Consider the following 21,050-nt stretch of genomic DNA (forward strand, 5'->3'; position numbering starts at 1 on the left):
CTTCCTTTTATCCTATTCGACAATATGAAGAAAAAACCATTTTTCATCTATTAACAGAAGGTGTTCTTTATGAAATTTTTTTACAATTTACTTCATTCCCTTCATAGCAATATTCAGTATGGCTTACTCGTTCTCTACTCATACGAAAGAATATTTTGACGTAAGAAAAAGTTTGCCTTATAGTCAAATTTGACTATAATATTCTTTATGGCATATCAGTGCACTTATGGAAAAGAAATTAAAATCAACTATACATTAAAATTTTTTATCCACTGCACTCAAAACTTAATATAGTTTACTTATTTCTAAAGGAGGGTTATATTTGGAAACTCAACCATTAAAAAAAGAAGCCAACAAGACAAAATTTGTTGTTGCTGGTTTACTGCTTGGTATATTAATGGCCGCAATGGATAATACAATCGTTGCAACCGCAATGGCAACAATCGTTGGAGACCTAGGAGGATTTGATAAGTTTGTTTGGGTCACATCAGCTTATATGGTAGCAACAATGGCAGGGATGCCTATCTTCGGGAAACTTTCTGATATGTACGGGCGGAAACGTTTTTATATTGGGGGCCTCATTCTTTTCTTATTCGGTTCTGCTCTTTGCGGAACAGCTTCAAGTATTGAGCAATTAAGTATTTATAGAGCTATTCAAGGGATCGGTGGTGGTGCCCTTATGCCTATCGCCTTCACAATTATGTACGATATCTTCCCACCAGAAAAACGCGGGAAGATGACAGGACTATTCGGTGCTGTTTTCGGGACATCTAGTGTATTCGGTCCTTTATTAGGTGCTTATATTACAGACTATATAAGTTGGCATTGGGTCTTCTATATTAATATTCCATTAGGACTTATCTCCTTTTTCTTCATTACTAAATACTACAGTGAGTCTCTAGAATTTAGAAAACAAAAAATTGATTGGGCTGGTGCTATTACACTTGTCATAAGCATCGTTTGCTTAATGTTCGCATTAGAACTTGGTGGTAAGGAATATGCCTGGAATTCTACTGTAATTATTGGCCTATTTACAACAGTAGTTATTACGCTTATTATTTTCTTCTTTGTAGAACGAAAAGCAACCGAGCCTATTATTTCGTTCCATCTATTTAAAAAACCTTTATTCGCAGCTAGTCAAGGAGTTGCCTTTTTCTATGGTGCCGCTTTTATTATCTGTACAGTTTATATTCCAATCTTCATTCAAGGCGTTCTTGGAGGTTCCGCCTCTAATGCTGGATTAATTTTAACACCAATGATGGTTGGTTCTGTAATTGGAAGTCAAACAGGAGGACAATTAGCTTCTCGAACAAGCTATCGTAACATTATGATGGTATCTGGTGTCTTCTTCGTTCTTGGTATTTATTTATTAAGTACTTTAACAATGGACACACCTCGTTTACTCGTAACACTATTTATGATTCTCGCTGGGCTTGGTGTTGGCTTCTCATTCTCAGTATTAAGTATGTCTTCTATTCACAAGTTGGAAATGCGGGACCGTGGTTCGGCGACATCAACAAACTCATTCTTCCGATCACTCGGTATGACTCTTGGTGTAACGATTTTTGGTACAATTCAAAATCATATTTTTACAGATAAACTAAACTCTGTATTCCCCCCTGAACTAGCAAAATTAGCTCCAAAAGGCGGAGACACAAGTTTCTTATTATCACCAGGCGCTACCGCAAAAATTCCTGCTGAAATATTAGCGGGTATTAAGGAAGCTCTCGCTACATCTATTGCGAACACATTCTTCTGGGCACTCATCCCGGCTGTACTAAGTATTATTTGTATTTTACTTATGGGAAATGAACGCCTCTTTACAGGCCCTAAAAAGAAAGAAAAACAAAAGCAAGTTAGTTAATATAAAAAAGAAGCGGCATATCCCTTTATGAAAAAGGATATGCCGTTTATAATATGTATAAAGTTTTTATATACAGGAGTTGAGACAGCATGAGCATGAAATTAGTCATTCTCGGCTTACTACTCGAAGGAGATAAACATCCATATGAAGTGCAGCATATTATGAAAGAACGACAAATGGATTGTTACATTAAATATGCTAAAGGATCACTTTATTACGCCTTCGAGCAATTAGAAAAGCAAGGGGCAATTCATATTACAAATGTAATTAGAGACACAAATCGACCTGACAAAACGATTTTTCATATAACAGAAGAAGGCAAAAAACTATTCCACACTTTACTATTAAAACAATTCGAAGCCAAAAACCAAATATATAAACCTATTTATTCAGCCTTATCTTTCGCTCACTTTAGCAATGATCACGAATTAGTTCCTATTTTAGAAAAAAAGAAAAACGATACTCTTCAATATTTACATACTATGCAAACGATATATGATTGTAATAAAGGAAAGGTTCCACGTGCACAACTATATATTTTGCAAAGTGTAATTGAGCATATTACAGTTGAATTACAATGGCTAAACACCCTCCTTAAAGATGCTATAGCAGGCCAACTTTCAGAAGTTGCTATAGATGAAGATTGAGCTATGAAAGAAGACATCCCTACTTCTTTCATAGCTCAATTTCTCTTTTCATACTGTAATATTATTAGTTACTCCAGAATATAAAAAGTCAGAATACTAAGAAATAAAAACTTTAGAATTTTCTTATTTTAAAACAGTAGACAAAATTCCAAAAATTATGTTAAAATTTGTTTCAATATCATATCGCTTGTTAAATTCCTTTCAAAAGGAAAATAGGTACACGAAAGTTTCGTTTCGTGTTTAAAAGGGAAGCTTGGTGAAACTCCAACACGGTCCCGCCACTGTAAATGCTGAGATTTCTTTTTGGTGCCACTGTGAAAACGGGAAGGTGAAAGAAATTATATGAAGCATAAGTCAGGAGACCTGCCTGTTTTAACAACACTGATAGATTCACGGATGATGATGAGGTGTTAAAACAAAAAGGAAGGCTTATTTTCTATGTCTTTGTACTTTTTGTTATAGGTATTTCCTAGTAAACGGAAATGCTTACTTTCAATTAGGGAGGAATTTAAAATGGCAATTCAAACAAGTAACTTAGGTTATCCACGTATCGGACTACAACGAGAGTGGAAAAAAACATTGGAAGCTTTTTGGTCCAATAAAATCGATGAAGAACAATTTTTAACAACAATGAAAGAAATTCGCCTTCAACACGTAAAAGTACAGCAAGAAAAAGGGATTGAACTCATTCCAATTGGCGACTTTACATATTATGATCACGTTTTGGATACTGCCTATATGCTAGGATTTATTCCATCACGTTTTTCTGAGTTTACATCTTACCTTGATGTATATTTCGCAATGGCGCGTGGCTCTAAAGATCACGTAGCTTCCGAAATGACAAAATGGTTTAACACAAACTATCACTATATCGTTCCTGAATATGAAGAGGGATTACAAATCTCTTTAAAAGATAATCGTCCACTTCGCTTATACGAAGAGGCAAAACAAGAATTAGGAGTAGATGGAAAGCCTGTTATTTTAGGACCATATACTTTCTTAAAATTAGCTAAAGGTTATACACAAGAACAATTTCCTACCATTTTAAAACAGTTAGTTGCACCTTACGTACAACTGCTTTCAGAACTACATGCAGCTGGTGCACCAGCCATTCAAGTTGATGAACCGATTTTCGCTTCTTTAACTAAAAAAGAAGTTCAACAAGCAAAAGAAATTTATGAAGCTATTCGTAAAGAAGTTCCAAATGCGACTCTTCTTTTACAAACATATTTTGATAGCGTAGAAGAAAACTATGAAGAAATTATTACATTCCCGGTATCCGGTATTGGATTAGATTTCATTCATGGTAAAGAAGGTAATCTAAATGCTATTTCAAAATATGGATTCCCAGCTGATAAAACTTTAGCTGTCGGTTGTATAGATGGCCGTAACATTTGGAGAGCTGACCTTGATGAAGTTCTTGAGTTATTTACAACGTTACAAAAACAAGTCCAAACGAAAGATATCATCGTTCAGCCTTCTTGTAGCTTATTGCATACACCAATCGATAAAACAGAAGAAACTCACTTATCGACTGAGCTGTTTGATGCGTTAGCATTTGCAAATCAAAAATTAGAAGAATTAGTTCTTATTCATTCCGCTCTCACTCAAGGTACAGAAAGCATTAGTAATGAGCTGGAAACATATCGAAACGTACATCATACAATTCGTTCATCTGCTGCACGTAACCGAGAAGATGTCAAAGCAGCACGAACAGCACTAAAAGAAGAAGATTTTTCACGTCCTCTTCCATTTGAAAAACGATACGAATTACAACAAGTTGCTCTAGAGTTACCGCTATTACCAACAACGACTATTGGTAGCTTCCCGCAAACAACTGAAGTTCGTCAAACGCGAAAAGAATGGCGTAACGGTGTTATTTCAAATGAACAATATGAACAATTTATTGAAAAAGAGACAGAAAAATGGATTCGTTACCAAGAAGAAATTGGGCTTGATGTCCTTGTACATGGTGAATTTGAAAGAACTGACATGGTCGAATATTTTGGTGAGCGCCTTGCTGGTTTCTCATTCACTAAAAACGGTTGGGTACAATCATACGGTTCCCGCTGCGTAAAACCACCTGTTATTTATGGTGATGTAGCCTTTATTAACGGCATGACTATTAAGGAAACAGTTTATGCGCAAAGCTTAACAGAGAAAGTTGTAAAAGGAATGTTAACCGGACCTGTTACAATTTTAAATTGGTCCTTCGTTCGAAATGATATTCCAAGAAAAGAAGTTTCGTATCAAATTGCACTAGCTCTTCGTCACGAAATTGAACTACTTGAATCTTCCGGAATTAGAGTAATCCAAGTCGATGAGCCCGCACTTCGTGAAGGAATGCCACTAAAAGAAAAAGATTGGGATGCTTATATTACATGGGCAGTACAATCCTTCCTTTTAGCAACTTCTTCTGTAGCAAATGAAACACAAATTCATACTCATATGTGTTACAGTAACTTCGAAGATATTGTTGACGCGATTCGCGCATTAGATGCAGATGTAATTTCTATCGAAACATCAAGAAGTCACGGAGAATTTATTGATACATTAAAACATACAACATATGAAAAAGGCATCGGCCTAGGTGTATATGATATTCATAGCCCACGTGTACCGAGTAAAGATGAAATGTATAAAATCGTAGAACAATCTTTAGAAGTATGTGATCCTAAATATTTCTGGATTAATCCTGATTGTGGTTTAAAAACGAGAAGAACAGAAGAAGTTATTCCAGCTTTAGAACATATGGTGCAAGCAGCGAAAGATGCTCGTTCCCTTTTAAAAACAAACGCATAACAAAAATGGGTTATCCTTTTCTCAGGATAACCCATTTTTTATTCTTTACTTTCAAAAAAGAATTCATATTGTATTTTATATAATTCATCATCCGTTGGCTCTTCAAGAGGAATTGCTTGTAATACAACTGTATACTCACCATTTGGAATAGGTATTTGAAATTTATTAGAAAGAATACTCGTTATAACGATACTTTCATTTTCAACTGTAAAAGGAACCGTAATCGTTCTAACTACTTCTTCTTTTTCAATATGTTTCCCTGGGGTCACTTTCACTTCACAAGTATAATCAGAAAGTGCTTCAAAAATAACAGTTCCATCTGCCTTAGCATAACCTCTTTCAAAATCTTCATCAGTCCAATCTACATAAGGTTGCTCACCGTCATAGTTCATCAACATTAATTGCGAATAAGAAATCGTTAACTCCATAGTTCCCCTTCTCCTTCATTATGAAATATACAACTACTACTTCACTTCAAATTTTACTCGCGTACCATCTGGGTATTTATCTAACTTATTCCCTACCCAAGAGCCTGCTCCACGGTTATCCGCCGGACTTATATATTCAATATGTGCTCCTTTTCCGCCTTCCTTGCACATCGCCATTGGCCATTCATCACGATCATACCCTTTTTTTGATGGATATGGTGCTAACGACAATTTCCTTCTATCTGCAGCACCACCACGATCGATTGTACAAACTTCTGAATGCCCTTCTTTTATAGCATCCGTAATATGTTTTCCTGTCTCTGGATAACGTTCTTTCGGAAATTCTAACACTTGATCATACGTATTCGTTTTCTTTACACTTGTTTCCTCTGGCACAAGTACTTCATAAACTGCTACTAAAATAGACAGAATTGCGATAATTGAAATGATAATACCTTTTAATTGCTTCATGTATACCTCCATGTTTCTACCAGTTTTTTTCCTCCGTTATTATAACAAACTTCTCCTGTATATGTTTTCAGACATTATTTTAGTTATTCCTTGCCATTCCGCCAAAAATTTTCATTTTTTCACTAATGCTGTAGAAAACTAATAGCCTTCCGACATTCTTTTTCAAAGGAAGTCCTCATAAAAGATTGAAATGATATATACGATACTTTTTGGGGAGGAAATATGATGGAAGCTACCTATAAAACGAAAGATGTCACGAATAAAACAGGCATCCCAAAACATATAGTTCGCAAATATAGTCAACTGTTAGAGGAACATGGTTATATGATTTCCAAAACAGCTGATGCTCGTATTTATAAACTTGATGATTTAAAATTATTGAAATCTATACACGAAAGAGCTGCTACATTACAAGAAGATATTTCAGAAACGATACCGATTATTTTAAAAGAAAAAGAGGCCCCACCTGTACCAGTTATACAAGATAAGCAAGAGATACAAACGAAAGAAAAAGAAGATGGGCGTAACTTTGAGGAGTTCATGTTAAAACTTGAAATGCTAGCTCAATTAAATGAGGCAATTATTCATCAAAATTCTACTTTAATTACACAAAATCGTTTAAAGGATGAGAAACTAGACGAATTGATGCAACAAGTTTATGTAAAAGAAGGCTCTCAAGAAAAAATGCTTCAAGAGTTAGTCGATCACGCCGCTCAAACAGATGCACTGCAAAAAGAAAAGATGGACTTATTAATGAATCATATGTATAAACGAGAATCCAAACAGGAAGAAAAAATGAATAAACTTGTTAGTCAAATTTATAATAAAGACAGTAACCGTGATGCACAGCTTATGCAAGTTATTCGAGAAATTCAAGAAACAAAAAGAATGGTTGCTGCCTCAAAAGAGCAAAGCTTCTTTCAATCATTTAAAAGTTTATTTAGCCGAGCAAAACAAGAAAAAACAAATGAATAAACAATATAAAATAAAAAGTTACCTTTCATCGGTAACTTTTATTCCTTATTTTGTACAGCTGGTAATATAATAATTGCTTCAGTGCCTTTTCCACTTTCACTCTTATATTCCAATGTACCATTATGCGCTTGTAAAATACTAAATGTTACCATAAGTCCTAATCCTGTCCCTTTTTCTTTTAAAGAATAATATGGTTGCCCAAGCCTTGCTAACTGTTCTTTCGTCATACCAACACCACTATCTTTAACTCTTATTATGATTGTTTCATCTTTTTGAATAGCTGTTACTTTTAAATATCCTTTATTTCCTTGAATTGCTTCAATACCATTTTTAACAACATTCATAATAGCTTGCTTCAATTTTGTCTTATCACCAATCGTATAAAGACTTTCTGAAATTTCAACTTGTAAATATACACCTTGCATCGCTGCAAATGACGACATAAGAGTGGTCATTTCTATTAATTGGGCTGATAAACAAATGTGTTCTTTTTTCTCAATTTGCGGCCTTGCTAAATTTAAGTAATCTGAAATAATTTGTTCCGCCCGATCCAATTCAGCTAATACGAGACGCATATAATCCTTATTCTTCACATCTTCCGTACTTTCTAGCAATTGGATAAATCCACGAACAACAGTTAGTGGATTTCGAACTTCATGTGCCACACTTGCTGCTAACTCACTTACAATATTAAGCTTTTCTGATTTTTGCATCTCTGTACGTAGCAATGCATTTTCATTTAAATATTCAGTTAAATACACCTGGAATACCATTGTCATGACCATGATAAGCGAGGCAAATATAAATCCGCTATATATTTGCGAAATATACGGTGTAAATCCTGTTTCCAAAAGAACATTAATCATGCCTAATACTAAAGAAACAAGCACATAAAATGATGAAATCATAAATGCTAAAATTAATTTCTTATCCCTTGAAAAAAGAGACCATTTCTTTGATAAAAATAGCGGAACTATCAATAAAAATATTACTTCTAAAACTGGAAGAAAGCTCATTCCCTTTAGTAACCATTCGTATGCAACAAAAATAACTGCTGGGATTAAACCAACAATCCCACCATATAAAAAACCACTGACAATTGGAATGGGGTGAAAGTTATACCCACACACATTGCCAAAACAAATAGAGTATGTCATGGAGAGAACGAGCGTAACGCTAGATAAAAACATAATAAAGTAACGATTTGGCTTCGGAGGCATTTCTTGATAGCGATTTAAACGAATCGCTTCATATAAAAATAGTGGCAAAATTATGATGGCAATTTGAATCAATAAATCACGGATAAGCTCCATAACCTCTCATCCCCTATATGTATTTTGATATGATTATATCATTTTATAGGTGTATTTGTTTTAAAATTTTGATTTTTCTTAACATATTTGTTAATTCTTTGTTAACAACTCATAATAATTGTTACAGATTTTCGAAATGATTGTAAACCCTGTACCAAATTTCCTTCGTGCAGTATACAATGAATACGGATTACAAAGAAAATATAAAAATACTTTTTTAGACGGACAACTATAGCAAAATACAGCATATAATCCATACTATCTATGTTTACAAATAAGTGATCATTACTTTAGTAGGAGGAAGATAAATATGGCGGGTACTACGCTTGTTTTAAAAGAAGAAAATTTGGTTGTTCTAGAAAATGTTGAAAAATCAGTATATGAAGAGTTACAGCATAAAGCGGGAGAAGAAAACTGCACATGTGCTGTGAACGAATCAGTTGTTCACCTTGGCAAGGTATCCTCTGTACTCTGGAATGAAGATGAAATAGATTGGGAATACGGATATTAAAAAGTCGCTTATAGCGGCTTTTTTTCTCTTTTCTCTCTCTTTCTAAATAACATATACAAAGCGTAATCATAGAAAATATGATAAAATGAACTTAATTTTCAAACGGAAGAAAGGGAGATACAATGGAACAATTCATTAACCCTAGAGTGAAGGATATCCAAATTTCTGGAATCCGTCAATTCTCTAACATGATTCAAAACTATGATAATTTGATTTCTTTAACAATTGGACAACCCGATTTCCCTACACCTTCTCTCGTGAAAGAAGCGGCAAAACGGGCTATTACAGAAAACTATACAAGCTATACACATAACGCTGGTTTACTAGAATTACGTAAGGCAGCTTGTAACTTCGTAAAAGATAACTACGATTTACATTACTCACCTGAAAACGAAACCATCGTTACAATCGGTGCTAGCGAAGCAATTGATGTTGCATTCCGAACGATTTTAGAGCCAGGAACAGAAGTAATTTTACCTGCTCCTATTTATCCAGGTTACGAACCCATTATTCGATTATGCGGTGCAACGCCTATTTTTGTAGATGTTCGTGAAACTGGATTTCGTTTAACAGCTGAAGCGCTTAAAAATGCTATTACAGAAAAAACAAGATGTATCGTACTACCGTATCCTTCTAATCCAACTGGTGTAACTTTATCCACAGAAGAATTAAAAGATATTGTAGATGTTTTAAAAGATAAAAATATTTTCGTCCTTTCAGATGAAATTTATAGCGAGCTTGTATATGAACAAAAGCATACATCTATCGCACATTTCCCAGAAATGCGTGAAAAGACAATTGTCATTAACGGTTTATCTAAATCACATTCTATGACTGGCTGGCGTGTTGGACTTTTATTTGCACCAAGCTATTTAGCAGGACACATATTAAAAGTTCATCAATACAATGTAACGTGTGCTACTTCAATCGCTCAATACGCTGCAATTGAAGCATTAACAGCAGCTAAAGACGCACCAAAAATGATGCGCCACCAATATAAAAAACGCCGTGATTACGTATATAATAGACTCACTCAAATGGGATTAACAGTTGAAAAGCCAACAGGTGCATTTTACTTATTCCCATATGTTGGTCATTTGACATCTTCATCATTTGATTTTGCACTTGATCTTGTCAAAGAAGCGGGACTAGCTGTAGTTCCTGGAACAGCATTCTCTGAATACGGTGAAGGCTACCTTCGCTTGTCCTATGCGTATAGTATCGAAACTTTAAAAGAAGGCTGCGACCGATTAGAAGCCTTTCTAAAGAAAAAAGCTAAGAGTTAAACTCTTAGCTTTTTTATGCATAATGATCACAAGTTTGACGTTTTAGTAATTTATGAGGAATAATGATACACTTTGCAGTGGATTCTGCATTCTCTACTTTATCAACTAAAGCTTTTGCTGCCTCATATCCTAGCTGATAAATATTCACATCAACTGTCGAAAGTGGAGGGCTCGCAATTTCTGATAATAAAGCATTATTAAAGCTTACAATAGAAACATCTTTCGGTACAACGAATCCTTTTTTAGAAAGAGCACTTAACACACCAAGTCCAATTAAGTCATCCGTTGCCATAATTGCCGTTGGCGGTTGCTGCAGTCCCATTAATTCCTCAACAGCTTGTTGACCACTTTCCCTCGAAAAATCAAAATGTAAAATATATTCTTTTGGTAATACAATGTCTGCTAATTTCAAGGCATCACTCATACCAGCTAAACGATCTCTCGTTACAAGTAAATCTGATCCACCACCAATGAACGCGATTTGCTTATGCCCTAATGAAATTAAATATTCTGCCACTTCTCTTGCAGCTGTATAATTGTCATTATCTACATATGTAATTTCATCTTTTCGATCATATGGTTTTCCTATTAAAACAAACGGGAAATTTTGTTCATGTAAATATTGAATAATCCGATCATTCTCCCTTGAATATAAAAGAATAATGCCACCAATTTGGCGTCCTTGTACCATCTTTACGACACCATTAAAAATTTCTTCTTCCGTTTCACCTGTCGACATGTAAAGCGCATAACCTTCTACGTGTGCAAATGAACTAATCCCTCTTATAACTTCTGGGAAAAATGGATTTTGAAAAGCTTTACTTGCAGAACTTGGCATAACAAGACCAAGTGTTTTCGTCGTTTGGTTCGCAAGATTTCTCGCATTTAAATTGGGATGATACCCTAATTCACTCATCACTTTCCTAACACGGCGCTTTGTCTTTTCACTTATACTTGGATTATCAGCAATTACACGAGAAACTGTTGATGGTGCCACATTCGCTTGCTTCGCCACATCTTTAATTGTAACTGTCATAAAAATCCCCCTCCTCTCATTTCTCTGCCATTTTTCATATATTTTATCTCGCACTCATTGCAAGTCATAAACTTTCATTTCTTATATCTTGCAAAACTAATCCTATTCTCCCTCTTCATGTATTGTAAGGGATATAGCTATTTTTTCCTATACTATAATATACTATTTATTTCACTTCTTTTCACATGTGATGTCAAATCTCTTTTCATCTCCCTATAAACTTATTTATAGGGAGATGAAAAGAAAAATGGGACGTAATGTCCCATTTTTCATCCTTTTGTACCTCCAGCTGTTAAACCAGAAATAAAGTATTTTTGTAGTGATAGGAATAAAATTGAAATTGGGATCGCAATTAACACAGAACCCGCTGCAAACGTTGTAAACTCATTACCGAATTTCTTCGCAACCATTTCATATAATCCAACTGCTAAAGTATAATTTTCTGGTGTTCGCAAAATAATACTCGCTAAAATGAAATCTGTAAATGGACCAATGAAAGTAAATAACGCTACAACCGCTACGATTGGCTTTGCAAGTGGCATAATGATTTGCCAAAAAATACGAAAATGCCCTGCTCCATCCATTCGAGCTGATTCATCTAGTTCTTTCGGAATCGTATCAAAATACCCTTTCATAAGCCATGTATTCATCGGAATAGCCCCGCCTACATAAATTAAAATTAATGCAAGGTGTGTATCAATTAATCCTGTTAATTGAGCTAATACGTATAAAGCAATTAACGCTGCAAAGTTTGGAATCATTTGCAGAATTAAAAATGTTAATAAACCATTTTTTCTTCCAACAAAACGATATCTCGAAAATGCATAAGCAGTAAAGCTAATTGCTAACACTGAGAAAATCATCGTTAAAACACTTACTTTTAATGTGTTTTTATACCATAGTAAGTAATTACTATTCTCTAGATCTAATAACTTACGATAATGATCTAACGTTGCATTTTGTGGAATAATACTTGATCCAGATAAACTATCACCCGGATTAAACGATGAGCCAATAATCCATAATAACGGATAGAAAATGATGGCACACATTACGAAAATAACTAAATAACTTAATGAGAGACGTAACATCTTCTGTCTTTTAATATTCATTTACATCATATCCTCTTCTTGGAATGATTTTGTTCTCTTAAATTGCCATAACGCAACTGTAATAACGATTAACGATAATATCATTGTAAGAGCTGCTGCTTTTCCGTACTGCGCTGAAGTCATCGTTAACTTATAAATCCATGAAATTAAAATATCCGTTCCACCTGCGTCTTGTCCAGCTACAGCAGGACCTCCACCGTTAAATAGATAGATGATACTAAAGTTATTAAAGTTAAACGTATATTGCGTAATTAATATTGGTGCTGTTGCATATAACACAAGTGGCAATGTAATTTTACGAAACTGTTGCCAAGCTGTCGCTCCATCTACTGTAGCCGCTTCATATAATTCTCCCGGAATCGATTGCAGTATACCCGTTGTCATCGCAAAGATAAACGGGAACCCAAGCCACGTTTGAATCATAATTAAAGCAATCTTCGCCCAAAATGGATCTGTCATCCAAGCAATTTTTTCAATTCCGAATAAAGCTAATACTTGATTGTTAATCGCTCCGAATGTTTCATTAAACATACCAGAGAAAACAAGAATAGATACGAATGCTGGAACCGCCCACGGTAAAATGAAGATTGTTCGAATAATTGCCTTTCCTTTAATACCGGGCTGATTTACGATAATCGCTAAGAAAATACCAAGCGCAACTTGTAATGTTGTTGCAACGAATGTCCAAATGACAGTCCAAGAGAATACACTTACAAATGTCTCTCTCCACATCGGTAAAGTGAAAATATCAATAAAGTTTTTAAAGCCCACCCAATCTACTAATTTTGCTGGAGGAGAATGATATAGATCATAGTTTGTAAATCCAATTAAAATTACGAAGATGATTGGAAATACGACAACAAAGATAAGTAGTAGAAAACCTGGTGAAACCATTAAATAAGGAAAACCTTGATCTAACAAATTACGGTATTGCTCTTTTACAGAATTTAACGGTGTTCCGATATCACGTTTCTTTCCATTTTGGTATGCATCGTATAAGTTAAATGCATATATGCCGAGCCCAAAAGCGATAACGATAAGGGCCAAGATTCCTTCTACTAATAGAAAGACAGAATGGTCACGTGGAACTTCTGTACCAAGCGTTACAATACCCCATAATCCCATATTTAATAAATCAGCAAAGGCTACAATAAATGAACCTGTTAATACTAGAAAAATAAGACCTTTTACAAATTGTTTATTATACATTTGGCCCACGCCTGGAATGATTGATAACATGGTTGCCATTTTTCTATGCTTTGAATGGTTTAACCCATTTGCTGGTTCCATAGATGTTTGCATGTTCCTTCCCCCTTTTTTCTTCCTACATGGAAGGGAGAGAATTCGTGCCTCTCATATTCGAGGCACGAATTTCACCTTATTTTTTCTTGTTATGATTTGCCTCAATATTACCTTTAATTTGTTTCACTGCACTATCAAGCGCCGCTTTTGGTGCCTCTTTATCTGTAACAACTAATTGAAGCGCATCTCCAGCTGGTTTCCAAACTTCTTGCATTTCTGGAATGTTTGGCATTGGAATTCCATTTTCAGATTGCGTTGCAACTGCTTTTGCAGCTTCGTTATCTTTAATAATTGGATCTTCCATTACTGATTTTACTGGAGGAATTTCTTTTGTTTTCTCAAATCGAATTTTTGCGTTTTCTTCATTTGTTACCCACTCAGTGAATTTTGTAGCTAAATCATTTTGTTTAGAGAAACTTGTTACATGCCATCCTTTAACCCCAACAAACGTTTTCATTGGTTGACCATTTGGTAATTTCGGCATTGGAGCAACGCCATAATCAATCCCGTTCTTTTCCATTGCTTGGAACGCCCATGGGCCATTCATGATAGAAGCTGCTTTTCCTTCATTGAATAGTCCATCAGCAGCAGGCCCACCTGATTCACCGATAATACCTTTTGGGAATAATTTTTCCTTGTACCATTTTTGAAGATATTCAGCACCTTGTACTGCTCCGCTATTATTTAATCCAACATCACTTGCATTTGGCTTTCCATCTTTTTCACCAAATACATAACCGCCCATACCTGCCATGAATGCATTAGCAAAGTAGAAGTTATCTCCTAATGCTAAAAATCCGTACTTGCCATCTTTCGTAAATTCTTTTGAGAAGTTAAACAGCTCGTCCATCGTTTCTGGCGCTTTTGGCATTAGTTTTTTATTGTAAATAAAGACTGGTGTCTCAATTGCTTTTGGTAAACCATATAATTTTCCATTATATGTCTGTGCTTCTATTGATGAATTAGTAAATTTACTCTTTACAGCATCATCTGCTTTCACTTCAGAAAGTAAACCTTCTGTTACTGCATTTCCGATTTGATCGTGTGGCAATGTTACAACATCTGGTCCAGTCCCCGCTGGCCCATCAAGGCGTAACTTCTTCACTTGATCTGTCATTTGCATTTCAACAACTTTTACTTTTACTTTATATTTTTCCTCAAAGCTTTTCACTGCTGGTTCTAAACCAACACCTTTTTTATCATCTTCCCAAACAAGAAGATCATAGTCTTTTTTCGCTTTACTTTCCTCTTTTTTCCCTGAATCTTTCGGTCCACATGCAGATAACATACCAATAGATAATGCCGAAACCGTTAATAATGATAATGCTTTCTTCATCCCAAAAACCTCCCTAAATTGTCTATGTACCTCAGTAACTGAAAACGTTTGCATTTAATAGTTTAATTGAAGCGCAAACAATATCTCAAGTCTATGAAAACGTTTGCGCTATTTGTCTATCATTATACATTCTTTTATTCATTTTGCAAATATTAATTTAAAAATTATGTCATTATACTCTTTATACATTGACTTTATATGAAATGAATACTACTCTTATAAGCAATATTAAAGCTACGAGAAAGGCAATCGTTTGCAATATAGGCTTTATTATTACACTTAAGGGAATACTATGTATAGAGATATTGAAGGGGGATTTTCTATATGTTTAAAGAAGCTATTTATCATAGGCCGAAAGATAATTATGCATACGCTTATGATGAACAAACAATTCACATCCGAGTACGTACTAAGAGAGATGATATTCAAAACGCCGATCTTATTTACGGTGATCCTTACGAATGGAAAGACGGGAAATGGATATCAGCAAGTACACCCATGAAAAAAACGGGTTCTACTGCATTATTTGATTATTGGTCCATTTCAATCGAACCAAAATTTAAGCGCTTACGTTATGGGTTTGAATTAAAATCTGAAACAGACACTCTTATTTATGCAGAGCGAGGATTCTTTTCTAGCATTCCAAATGATGATGTTGGTAACTTTTTCTGTTTTCCATTTATTCATGCAGATGATGTATTCAAAGCACCATCTTGGATTAAAGACACCATTTGGTATCAGATTTTCCCTGAGCGATTCGCTAATGGCGATAGTACGCTGAATCCAGAAAACACCCTTCCTTGGGGAAGTGCGAATCCAACTCCAACTAATTTTTTCGGCGGAGATTTTTCTGGTGTTATTCAAAACCTTGATTACCTTGTTAAGCTTGGCATTTCCGGAATATATTTCACACCTATTTTCAAAGCTCATTCAAACCATAAATATGACACAATTGACTATATGGAAATTGACCCACAATTTGGGACGAAAGAAACTTTTAAAGAGCTCGTTGAAGAATGTCATAAGCACGGTATAAAAGTAATGCTCGATGCTGTGTTTAATCATAGTGGATACTTTTTCGAGAAATTTCAAGACGTACTAGAGAATGGTGAGAAGTCCGCATATAAAGAGTGGTTCCACATTCATGAATTTCCGATTATAACCGAACCACTTCCAAATTATGATACTTTCGCCTTTACACCGTATATGCCTAAATTAAATACAGCTCATCCAGATGTAAAAGAATACTTACTTGAAGTAGGACGTTATTGGGTACGAGAATTCAATATAGATGGCTGGCGCCTTGATGTCGCCAATGAAGTCGATCACAACTTTTGGAGAGAATTCCGAACTGAAATAAAGACACTAAATCCTGAAGTATATATTTTGGGAGAAATTTGGCACGATGCCCTTCCGTGGCTACAAGGCGATCAATTTGATGCTGTCATGAGCTATCCTGTTACAAACGCTCTACTTTCTTACTTTGCTAACGATTCCATTAAAGCAAGTGAATTCATGAAGCAAATTACAGAATCTCTACATTCCTACTCTATGAATGTAAATGAAGCAGCCTTTCATTTATTAGATAGCCATGATACTCCAAGAATTTTAACAACATGCAACGGAGATAAAAATAAGTTGAAATTGCTCTATGTATTCCATCTTTCTTTCATCGGCTCTCCTTGTATTTATTACGGAGATGAAATTGGTATGGATGGCGGCATGGACCCTGATTGCCGTAAATGTATGATTTGGGATACTAAAGAACAAGATCATGCATTATTTACCCATATACAAACATTGATTTTATTACGGAAACAACATAAAGCATTTGGAGGACATGGTACTTTTCAATTCATCGAAGCAAATGATGAACATAATTATATTTCTTATACGAAAACATATGAGGATGAAACTATCTTTTTCGTTTTAAACCCTACTAATAGTGAAGTTACAGTTTCACTCCCTCTTCATGTTACTGGTAAGAAAATAATTAACATTTATACAAACGAAGAATTTTCAGCAGAAGCAAGTGTATTACAAGTTACACTTCCTCCATATGGATTCTCCATATTAAAATGGTAATCCAAAAAAGCCTTATGCCAAGTTTGAAGTGGCATAAGGCTTTTTCTTATTTCAATTTGAACACTATCGCTTCATACGGACGTAATGGAATGTTATCTATTGATCCGATTTCTACATCGTAATTGTGTATAAATAACTCTGATTCACTATAACTAATATCCTTAGGCATTTCAAATACACTTTCATCCGCAGTAAAGTTTGCAATAACAAGTAGTTTTTCATCTCCATATGTTCTTACATAAGCAAAAATAGAAGGGTCATTATCTAATATTAAATCATATGATCCATACACAACTATTTCATTATTTTTGCGTAGTTCAATTAATTTCTTATAGTAATAAAAAATTGAACCTTCATCTTGGATTGCTTGTTTCACATTAATCTCTTTATAGTTAGGATTTACAGTAATCCAAGGTTCACCTTTTGTAAATCCAGCGTGATTCTGATCATTCCACTGCATCGGAGTTCTAGCATTATCACGACCCTTTATATAAATAGATTCCATTACTTTTTCTATATCTTCACCATGGTCTATCACTTTTTCTTTATACATATTTAACGTTTCAATATCTCGATATTCATCAATTGACTCAAATCGGACGTTCGTCATTCCGATTTCCTCTCCTTGATAAATATATGGCGTTCCTTTCATCATATGAAGAACTGTCGCTAACATTTTTGCTGATTCAATGCGATACATTCCATCATTACCAAAACGAGATACAACGCGAGGCTGATCATGATTATTCCAATAAAGGCTATTCCATCCGGTATGCTCTAATGCTTTTTGCCACTTTGTTAAATTCTCTTTTAAAGTAAGAAGTGAGCATGGTTTTACATCCCACTTTCCACCTTCTCCTGAATCTAAATCCATATGTTCAAATTGGAATACCATTTGCAATTCTTTTCGTTCTTCTCCAGTATACAATTTCGCTTCTTCTGTCGTTACACCAGGCATTTCACCAACCGTCATAATATCATAATGCGATAATACTTCCTCATTCATTTCATGTAAATATTTATGAATGTTTGGACCGTTCATAAAATGCTTATGACCTGAAACATACCCCTCTGCTTCTGTTTCAACAGCTGGTAATCCCTCTTCTTTAGAAATAAAATTAATAACATCCATACGGAAACCATCAATTCCTTTTTCTAACCAAAACTTCATCATTTCATAAACATCTTGTCTTACCTTTTCATTATCCCAATTTAAATCTGGCTGTTTTTTAGAAAACAGATGTAAATAATATTCATCTGTCATTTCATCATACTGCCATGCAGATCCACTAAAAGCAGCTCCCCAGTTGTTCGGTTCTTTTCCTTCTTTTCCAGGGCGCCATATATAGTAATCTCTATATTTATTATCTTTTGATTTACGTGATTCAATAAACCAATTATGTTCATCAGATGTATGATTAACAACTAAATCCATCATCAATTTCATATTACGTTCATGCATTTCATGTAATAGCTCATCCCAATCTTCCATTGTTCCGAACTCGTTCATAATTTTACAATAATCGCTTATATCATAACCATTATCATCATTTGGAGATTCATAGACTGGTGATAACCAAATCACATCAATCCCTAACTCTTTTAAGTAATCTAGCTTTGAAATAATCCCTTGAAGATCTCCTATACCATCACCATTACTATCCATAAAGCTACGAGGATAAATTTGATATACTACACTTTCTTTCCACCATTGTTTTTCCATTATGCTACCCCATTTCATTCATCATTCATTTTTCTCTTTTTTAAGGCGCAAACGTTTTCATTAATGAATGATAACAGATTCTATCTCAATTTAAAATAGCGCTTACAATTTTTATTGTTCTTTTTCTAAGAAAACATATGAAAACCACTAATAAATCTCCAATAAATGAAAACGTTTTATTTTTTTATTTATTTTTTGAATCTATTCGTTTATAATGAACCCAAAGAAAACGTTTGCATAATTATTTCTAGGGGGAAATACCATGGCAGAACTTAAATTAGAAAACATTTATAAAATATATGATAATAACGTAACAGCTGTAACTGATTTTAATTTACACATTCAAGATAAAGAATTTATTGTATTTGTCGGTCCTTCTGGATGCGGAAAATCTACAACATTACGAATGGTAGCTGGACTTGAAGATATTTCAAAAGGCGAGTTTTCAATTGATGGTAAACTAATGAATGATGTTCCTCCAAAAGATCGAGATATCGCTATGGTATTCCAAAACTACGCTCTTTATCCACATATGAGTGTATATGATAATATGGCATTTGGATTAAAACTTCGAAAAATACCAAAAGATGAAATCGATCGTCGTGTGAAAGATGCAGCAAAAATTTTAGGACTTGAACAATATTTAGATAGAAAACCGAAAGCATTATCAGGTGGACAGCGCCAACGTGTTGCGTTAGGTAGAGCAATCGTTCGAGATGCAAAAGTTTTCTTAATGGATGAACCATTATCAAACTTAGATGCTAAACTCCGTGTTGCAATGCGCTCAGAAATTTCTAAGCTACATCATCGTCTTGGAACAACAACAATTTATGTAACACATGATCAAACAGAAGCAATGACTATGGCTTCGCGTCTTGTCGTTATGAAGGATGGAAAAATCCAACAAATTGGAACTCCAAAAGAAGTATATGAAACACCAGAAAACATCTTCGTGGGTGGATTTATCGGCTCACCAGCTATGAACTTCTTCCGTGGTAAATTGACTGAAACCGATTTCGTTATAGACAATACTATAAAAATTAAAGTATCTGAAGGAAAAATGAAGATGCTACGTGAACAAGGCTATGTAAATAAGGAAATTGTTTTAGGTATTCGTCCAGAGGACATTCATGATGAACTACTATTTTTAGAAGCTTCACAATCTACTGCCTTCACAACAAAAATTGAAGTCGCTGAGTTATTAGGTGCTGAATCCATTTTATATATGAAACTTGGGAATCAAGATTTTGCGGCACGTGTAGATGCAAGACATACGTTTTCACCTGGTGACCAAATTAAATTAGCATTTGATATAAATAAAGCGCATTTCTTTGATAACCAAACTGAACAACGTATTCGCTAAAAAATTTATCTTTACTATACACATATAAAAAACCGTCCACATATATTGAGGGCGGTTTTCATTATTATACTAGGGCTTCTACTGTATGAAATGATTGTCCTTTCGTGCCAATAATACCGAAAATCGGTAAATCACTAAGCACCACTTCTTCTTGCTGTTTCATAAAAGATGACGTTAATTGTTTTATCTCTATCCAAACGTCATTAATACAAAGTACATTGGAATCGTTCTCTTGTTGGCGAGAAAAAATAGAATCTATTTTATATAAACCAGCATTTTGAAAAAGCATGTCAATGCGACTGAATGCATTCAAAGTAATGCTAATAACGCGTTGCCAATCTCCTTGCTTTTCCATATCATAGAATACAAAAAGGGCTTCTCCGCCTAGATTCGTAATTTCCTCCACTGTTGCTTGTCCACTCTCTTGATCAATGTCCGTTACAATAACTTTTGCGCCTTGTTTAGCCAACAAAAGAGCTGTATTACGTCCAATACCGATGCCACCGCCAGTTACGATAGCAACTTTTCCTGCAAGCTTCATTTTCATTACCCCTTCTATAAGTCTTACCGTCATTCAGTATACTCCTTTATGAGATTATTCTGCAAGCAAGAAAAATTGCCATTCGATTTGTAAACGTTTACTTTTTATCCTTCTTTTTTCTTACTCTTACGCTGCTCAAGAACTAGACCGATAAAAATAAGAATGCCCCAAAAAATTATGCTACCTCCTGTCATCTCAACTTCCCCCTTATTATATAAAGTAAAACTTTAATCAGCCCCAAATGGTGAGATAAAG

At 34.7% G+C, this 21,050-nt stretch carries 18 protein-coding genes and 1 riboswitch; of the genes, 8 read left to right on the forward strand and 10 right to left on the reverse strand.

Going from position 1 to position 21,050, the window contains the following annotated elements; genetic code table 11:
- Positions 1 to 322 precede the first annotated feature (322 nt).
- The 3 genes from ACTFR3_RS11085 (at position 323) to metE (ending at position 5,313) form a co-directional block, all read left to right on the forward strand.
- Entirely contained in the window at positions 323 to 1,864 is a 1,542-nt protein-coding gene (locus tag ACTFR3_RS11085) for an MDR family MFS transporter (protein WP_000449912.1), read from the forward strand.
- A gap of 89 nt (positions 1,865 to 1,953) precedes the next feature.
- Positions 1,954 to 2,511 (forward strand): PadR family transcriptional regulator, encoded by a 558-nt coding sequence (locus tag ACTFR3_RS11090; protein WP_000062061.1) that lies wholly within the window; start codon positions 1,954 to 1,956, stop codon positions 2,509 to 2,511.
- A gap of 197 nt (positions 2,512 to 2,708) precedes the next feature.
- Positions 2,709 to 2,896: riboswitch (cobalamin riboswitch) on the forward strand.
- A 128-nt stretch (positions 2,897 to 3,024) separates the two neighbouring features.
- The gene (gene metE, locus ACTFR3_RS11095; protein ID WP_001007608.1) at positions 3,025 to 5,313 is read left to right on the forward strand and encodes a 5-methyltetrahydropteroyltriglutamate--homocysteine S-methyltransferase; all 2,289 of its coding nucleotides are present in this window, start codon (positions 3,025 to 3,027) and stop codon (positions 5,311 to 5,313) included.
- A 38-nt stretch (positions 5,314 to 5,351) separates the two neighbouring features.
- On the opposite strand, the gene comJ is transcribed toward metE, so the two are convergent.
- Both comJ and nucA read right to left on the reverse strand, forming a co-directional pair.
- Complete coding sequence (gene comJ, locus ACTFR3_RS11100) at positions 5,352 to 5,741, reverse strand: competence protein ComJ (RefSeq protein WP_000424030.1); 390 nt, start codon at positions 5,739 to 5,741, stop codon at positions 5,352 to 5,354.
- Between the two features lie 36 nt (positions 5,742 to 5,777).
- The gene (nucA, locus tag ACTFR3_RS11105) at positions 5,778 to 6,212 is read right to left on the reverse strand and encodes a DNA-entry nuclease (protein ID WP_000811494.1); all 435 of its coding nucleotides are present in this window, start codon (positions 6,210 to 6,212) and stop codon (positions 5,778 to 5,780) included.
- 225 nt (positions 6,213 to 6,437) lie between these two features.
- Here nucA and ACTFR3_RS11110 point away from each other — a divergent pair, with 225 nt between their 5' ends.
- Positions 6,438 to 7,187 (forward strand): DUF3967 domain-containing protein, encoded by a 750-nt coding sequence (locus ACTFR3_RS11110; RefSeq protein WP_000388471.1) that lies wholly within the window; start codon positions 6,438 to 6,440, stop codon positions 7,185 to 7,187.
- Between the two features lie 38 nt (positions 7,188 to 7,225).
- Here ACTFR3_RS11110 and kinB read toward each other — a convergent pair whose 3' ends face one another.
- The gene (kinB, locus tag ACTFR3_RS11115) at positions 7,226 to 8,500 is read right to left on the reverse strand and encodes a sporulation sensor histidine kinase KinB (RefSeq protein WP_000420369.1); all 1,275 of its coding nucleotides are present in this window, start codon (positions 8,498 to 8,500) and stop codon (positions 7,226 to 7,228) included.
- 310 nt (positions 8,501 to 8,810) lie between these two features.
- On the opposite strand from kinB, the gene ACTFR3_RS11120 reads away from it, so the two are divergent.
- Positions 8,811 to 9,011, forward strand: coding sequence for a hypothetical protein (locus tag ACTFR3_RS11120; RefSeq protein WP_000929280.1), 201 nt, complete (start codon positions 8,811 to 8,813; stop codon positions 9,009 to 9,011).
- A gap of 122 nt (positions 9,012 to 9,133) precedes the next feature.
- On the forward strand, positions 9,134 to 10,297 hold the full coding sequence (locus ACTFR3_RS11125; RefSeq protein ID WP_098583044.1) for an aminotransferase A: 1,164 nt from the start codon (positions 9,134 to 9,136) through the stop codon (positions 10,295 to 10,297).
- A gap of 13 nt (positions 10,298 to 10,310) precedes the next feature.
- Here ACTFR3_RS11125 and malR read toward each other — a convergent pair whose 3' ends face one another.
- The 4 genes from malR to ACTFR3_RS11145 all read right to left on the reverse strand — a co-directional run bounded on the left by malR (position 10,311) and on the right by ACTFR3_RS11145 (position 15,083).
- Positions 10,311 to 11,333 carry a maltose operon transcriptional repressor MalR gene (gene malR, locus ACTFR3_RS11130; protein ID WP_000219053.1) on the reverse strand — a complete coding sequence of 341 codons (1,023 nt, stop codon included), beginning with the start codon at positions 11,331 to 11,333 and terminating at the stop codon, positions 10,311 to 10,313.
- Positions 11,334 to 11,602: 269 nt separating this feature from the next.
- A complete protein-coding gene (gene malD, locus ACTFR3_RS11135) occupies positions 11,603 to 12,445 on the reverse strand; it encodes a maltosaccharide ABC transporter permease MalD (protein ID WP_001022608.1) in 843 nt (280 codons plus the stop codon).
- A complete protein-coding gene (gene malC / locus ACTFR3_RS11140) occupies positions 12,446 to 13,747 on the reverse strand; it encodes a maltosaccharide ABC transporter permease MalC (RefSeq protein ID WP_001194993.1) in 1,302 nt (433 codons plus the stop codon). It lies immediately after the preceding gene.
- Positions 13,748 to 13,823: 76 nt separating this feature from the next.
- Positions 13,824 to 15,083, reverse strand: a complete 1,260-nt coding sequence (locus ACTFR3_RS11145) for an extracellular solute-binding protein (protein ID WP_000709923.1) — start codon at positions 15,081 to 15,083, stop codon at positions 13,824 to 13,826.
- Between the two features lie 324 nt (positions 15,084 to 15,407).
- Here ACTFR3_RS11145 and ACTFR3_RS11150 point away from each other — a divergent pair, with 324 nt between their 5' ends.
- Positions 15,408 to 17,168: an alpha-glycosidase gene (locus tag ACTFR3_RS11150; protein ID WP_098583047.1), complete on the forward strand. Its 1,761-nt coding sequence runs from the start codon at positions 15,408 to 15,410 to the stop codon at positions 17,166 to 17,168.
- 46 nt (positions 17,169 to 17,214) lie between these two features.
- On the opposite strand, the gene malL is transcribed toward ACTFR3_RS11150, so the two are convergent.
- Positions 17,215 to 18,891 carry an oligo-1,6-glucosidase gene (gene malL, locus ACTFR3_RS11155; RefSeq protein WP_086403785.1) on the reverse strand — a complete coding sequence of 559 codons (1,677 nt, stop codon included), beginning with the start codon at positions 18,889 to 18,891 and terminating at the stop codon, positions 17,215 to 17,217.
- A gap of 262 nt (positions 18,892 to 19,153) precedes the next feature.
- Here malL and ACTFR3_RS11160 point away from each other — a divergent pair, with 262 nt between their 5' ends.
- Positions 19,154 to 20,254, forward strand: a complete 1,101-nt coding sequence (locus tag ACTFR3_RS11160; protein ID WP_440037713.1) for an ABC transporter ATP-binding protein — start codon at positions 19,154 to 19,156, stop codon at positions 20,252 to 20,254.
- Between the two features lie 64 nt (positions 20,255 to 20,318).
- On the opposite strand, the gene ACTFR3_RS11165 is transcribed toward ACTFR3_RS11160, so the two are convergent.
- Both ACTFR3_RS11165 and ACTFR3_RS11170 read right to left on the reverse strand, forming a co-directional pair.
- Positions 20,319 to 20,828, reverse strand: coding sequence for an SDR family NAD(P)-dependent oxidoreductase (locus tag ACTFR3_RS11165; RefSeq protein ID WP_000218413.1), 510 nt, complete (start codon positions 20,826 to 20,828; stop codon positions 20,319 to 20,321).
- 71 nt (positions 20,829 to 20,899) lie between these two features.
- Positions 20,900 to 20,989 (reverse strand): flagellar motor protein, encoded by a 90-nt coding sequence (locus tag ACTFR3_RS11170; RefSeq protein WP_440044419.1) that lies wholly within the window; start codon positions 20,987 to 20,989, stop codon positions 20,900 to 20,902.
- Positions 20,990 to 21,050: the final 61 nt, after the last annotated feature.

Source organism: Bacillus cereus group sp. MYBK14-1, assembly GCF_051916885.1.
Taxonomy (GTDB): Bacteria; Bacillota; Bacilli; order Bacillales; family Bacillaceae_G; genus Bacillus_A; species Bacillus_A cereus.